5 protein-coding genes are annotated in these 3,851 nt (G+C 65.3%); 3 read left to right on the forward strand and 2 right to left on the reverse strand.

Translation table 11 applies throughout. The annotated features are described in order from the left end of the window. Positions 1–650, forward strand: a 650-nt coding sequence (locus tag KAY22_RS25925; protein ID WP_296625981.1) for a DNA gyrase C-terminal beta-propeller domain-containing protein, incomplete at its 5' end; no start/stop codon positions are given. Positions 651–685: 35 nt separating this feature from the next. Here KAY22_RS25925 and KAY22_RS25930 read toward each other — a convergent pair. Both KAY22_RS25930 and KAY22_RS25935 read right to left on the reverse strand, forming a co-directional pair. Further along, entirely contained in the window at positions 686–1,126 is a 441-nt protein-coding gene (locus KAY22_RS25930) for a host attachment family protein (protein WP_296625982.1), read from the reverse strand. A gap of 60 nt (positions 1,127–1,186) precedes the next feature. Beyond that, positions 1,187–1,507: a hypothetical protein gene (locus KAY22_RS25935; protein ID WP_296625983.1), complete on the reverse strand. Its 321-nt coding sequence runs from the start codon at positions 1,505–1,507 to the stop codon at positions 1,187–1,189. Between KAY22_RS25935 and KAY22_RS25940 the strand changes: the two genes are divergently transcribed. Together KAY22_RS25940 and KAY22_RS25945 are read left to right on the forward strand one after the other, a co-directional pair. Beyond that, positions 1,494–2,624 (forward strand): hypothetical protein, encoded by a 1,131-nt coding sequence (locus tag KAY22_RS25940; RefSeq protein ID WP_296625984.1) that lies wholly within the window; start codon positions 1,494–1,496, stop codon positions 2,622–2,624. The genes KAY22_RS25935 and KAY22_RS25940 overlap by 14 nt on opposite strands. Then, the coding region (locus KAY22_RS25945) for a cytochrome P450 (RefSeq protein WP_296625985.1) at positions 2,617–3,851 on the forward strand (1,235 nt) is incomplete at its 3' end. The genes KAY22_RS25940 and KAY22_RS25945, both read left to right, overlap by 8 nt.

The following is a 3,851-nucleotide window of genomic DNA, read 5'->3' on the forward strand; positions in this document are numbered from 1 at the left end:
GCAAGGCGAGCGGCTTCGCCTCCCCCGAAGTGCGCGAGTTCCAGAGCCGCCCCTCGACCGGCGTGCGCGGAATCCTGCTGAAGGATGGCGACGAGGTCATCTCGCTGTCGATCCTCAAGGGCTTCGAGGCGTCGACCGAAGAGCGCGAAGCCTATCTTCGCGCCGCCCCGTGGAAGGACAATGGCGCCGAGCCGACCCTGTCGCCCGAGCGCATGGCCGAGTTCGAGGCGGCCGAGGAGTTCATCCTCACCGTCTGCGCCAATGGCTATGGCAAGCGCAGCTCGGCCTATGAATATCGCCGGACCGGCCGTGGCGGCCAGGGCATCGGCAATATCGACAATCTGGAGCGCAACGGCCCGGTCGTCGCCAGCTTCCCGGCGCATAATGGCGAGCAGCTCATGCTGGTCACCGATCAGGCCAAGCTGATCCGCCTGTCGGTCGGCGACACCCGCGTGATCGGCCGCAACTCGGCCGGCGTCCGCCTGTTCAACGTGTCCGACAACGAACATGTCGTCGGCGCGGCGCGGATCGAGGAAAGCGAAGAGGATGACGAGGTCGATCTGGCCGACGGCGAGCAGACCATCGCGCCCGACGATGGCGCCGTAATCGGCGAGGATCTCGCCGACGGCACCGAGGACGGCGAAGCCTGATCTGCAGGGGCGGCCACCCGCCGCCCCTACTCTCCTCAGTGCGCCTTCAGTAGCTGCTCGACCTTGTCGATCGGATGATTGACATAATCCTTGTCGAGTTCGGCCACGACCCGTTCGGCCACGCTCCGATCATAGGCCTGGCGCAGCTCGCCCAGGGTCCGGGGCGGCGCCACCACGATGATGTCGAGCGCATTCTTCTTCTGCACCTTGGCCTTGAGCAGGTCGGCCATGTCGCGGGCGAACCGGTCCTCCTCGAGCTGGTGATAGTCCGGCTCCTCGTAGCTGTTGAGCCCCCCGCCGACCTGGTTCATCGCCCTGCCCGGTGCATCGGTCTTCAGCTCGCGATCTTCCAGTCCGGCCTGGGCGCGCTGGTCCTCGACCACCAGATTGGGATAGTCGGCATCGCCTTCGTTGCGCAGGAACAGCGATTTGCGACCATCGGCCAGCATCACCAGCGCGTCATGTTCGATCCGCATCTTGTCTCTCCTTTCAATGGGTTGAAGGAGAAACGCGCCGTAAGCCGGGTGGTTGCCCGGTCAGTAGTTGCGGAAGATTTTGCGCACCAGCTGCCCGCGCCAGGGCCGGCCATGATAGTTGAAGAAAAACCAGCCATAGACCGTCGTGAAAAACAGCACGAGTGGCGCCAGCGGGTCGCGGTTCGACCGCATGTGCCGATAGAGCGCCAGATCGGCCGCGCGCCGGTCGCGCTCCGTCCCGCCGCCATATATGCCATAGGCATTGTCGTGCGCGCGGCAACCGGCGTTGCGATTATGCTTGGTGCCATCCATGAAAAGGCAATAGTGACGTTCCTGGTCGGCCATGAGGATCGAGTAAGCAGCGGCTATGCCGGGGTTCAAGCGTAAAATATTCTATCTCAGCGGTTTCGATCCCCGGGGTGCCCGCTTCTACCACCAGCTCTATGCCGAGCAGGCGACGCTCTACGCGCGCACCAGCGGTCATGAGATCACGGTGGGCAAGCGTCGCCGGCTGCCGCCCCATTCGGTCGGCTGGACGGTCGAGGACCGCAGCGACGATGCCGTCACCGAGCATGAGTTTCTCGGCTGGGACGATGTGATCCGCGCGCATTGGGTCAAGAATCCGATCGGGCTGCTGCGCCATTCGGTGCGCGCCTATTGGAACTTCACCCGCCTGCTCGACTGGCCGATCGTCCGCAAATTCCCCTGGGGCGTGCGCTTCGCCTTCTATTATCCGGGCGTCTCGACGATCCTGTTGCCGATCCTGTTCGGGCTGCTGCTCGCGCTGCCGGCTGCGATCCTGCTGGGGCCGCTCTGGGGCGGGCTTACCGCCGCGCTCGTCGGCCTCGCGGTCGCGATGTTCGTGGTGCGCAAGATCCAGGGCTTCTGGCTGCTGCGCTTCATCATCTTCAACGACACGCTGGCCGGCGATCGCCTGCCGGGCGACGTCGACGACCGCATGGCCGCCTTCGCCGACCGCATCCGCGCGAGCCTGTCGGAGGACTGGGACGAAATCCTGTTCGTCACCCACAGCAACGGTTCGATCATGGCGGTACCGATCATGGCGCGCATCCTGGCGGCCGAGGGCGGACGCCTGCCCGACCGGTTCAGCCTCGTGACCCTCGGCTCGTGCATCGCCCTGATCGGCAACCGCAAGGACAGCCACCGTTTCCACGAACAGCTGGAGGCGGTCGGCCAGGGCGATTTCCACTGGCTCGACATCGGATCGATCACCGACGGCGCCTGCATCGCGGGCATCGACCCCTGCATCAGTTGCAGGCAGCCGCGCCGTGCCCGCCTGTTCCAGACCAGCCCGCGCTGGTTCAAATATTGCGACCCCGCCACCTATCAGGCGCGCCGCCGCAACAAGTACGAGACCCATTTCGATTATCTGCGGACCTTCGACCGGCTCTCCCCGCTCGACTATATCGGGATAAGCTCCGGCGCGCGGCCGCTCGCCGGATCGATCGAAGCCTTCAAGGCCGACAATCATGGCTGACCGCCACCCCGAGGAATGCGGCTTCATCCCGCCCTACCCGGTTCCGCACCGGGGCAAGGCCTCGCTGGTCAAGCGCTTCCTGACCGGCTGGAACAGCTGGATCCACACGCTGTTCGAGCGCAGCTACACGATGCAGATGGGCGAGATCCGCCTGCCCCGCCTCGACTTCTACATCGCCAACGACCTGTCGGTCGTCGACCGGGTGATGGACGACAAGGAAAAGGCGTTCCCCAAGCACCGCTTCCTCAACGACCTGCTCGATCCGCTGATCGGCAACAGCGTCTTCTCGGCCAATGGGCAGGACTGGGAAGAGCAGCGGACGATGGTCAATCCGGCCTTCGCCCACACTAATCTGAAGCGCGTCTTCCCCGCGATGCAGGGGGCGGTCGACGATCTGCTCGCGACGATCGCGGCGATGGATCGCAGCCGCCCGATCGAGGTCGACCCGCTGATGACGCATGTCGCGGCCGACATCATCTACCGCACCATCTTCTCGGTGAAGCTCGACGCCGACAGCGCCGAGCATATCTACCACGCCTTCCACCGCTATCAGAAGAACGTCCAGCCGGCGGCGATGCTCAAGCTCTACGGCCTGCCGCTGCTCGGCTATCGCAAGCGCGCGGAGAAGGCGGCGCAGGCGATCCACGGCGTGTTCGGACCGATCGTGCGGACCCGCTACGACGCCTGGCATGCGGGCACCGGCGAGGCGCAGGACGACATCCTCCAGTCGCTGCTGGAGGCGCGCCATCCACGCACCGGCCAGCCCTTCACCTATGTCGAGTTGATGGAGCAGATCTCGACGATCTTCCTCGCCGGCCACGAGACCGCCGCCTCGGCGATGAGCTGGGCGCTCTACCTCCTCGCCGAATGTCCCCATGCGCAGGACGCGCTGGTGGCCGAGATCGACCGCGAGACGGCGGGCGCACCGATCAGCTTCGAATCGCTGCGCGGCATGACGGCGGTGCGCAACCTGTTCAAGGAAACGCTGCGCCTCTACCCACCGGTTAGCTTCTTCGTGCGCGAGGTGACGGCGGACCTGACGCTGCGCGACAAATGGCTGAAGAAGGGCGCGATGCTGGTCATCTCCCCCTGGCTGATCCAGCGCAACCGCAACAACTGGAAATGCCCCCACGCCTTCGCGCCAGAGCGGTTCGACGACCCCGACCAGGCCGAAGCGAGCCGCCGCGCCTATATGCCCTTCGGCAAAGGCCCCCGCATCTGCATCGG

The organism is Rhizorhabdus sp., from assembly GCF_018006725.1.
Taxonomy (GTDB): domain Bacteria; phylum Pseudomonadota; class Alphaproteobacteria; order Sphingomonadales; family Sphingomonadaceae; genus Rhizorhabdus.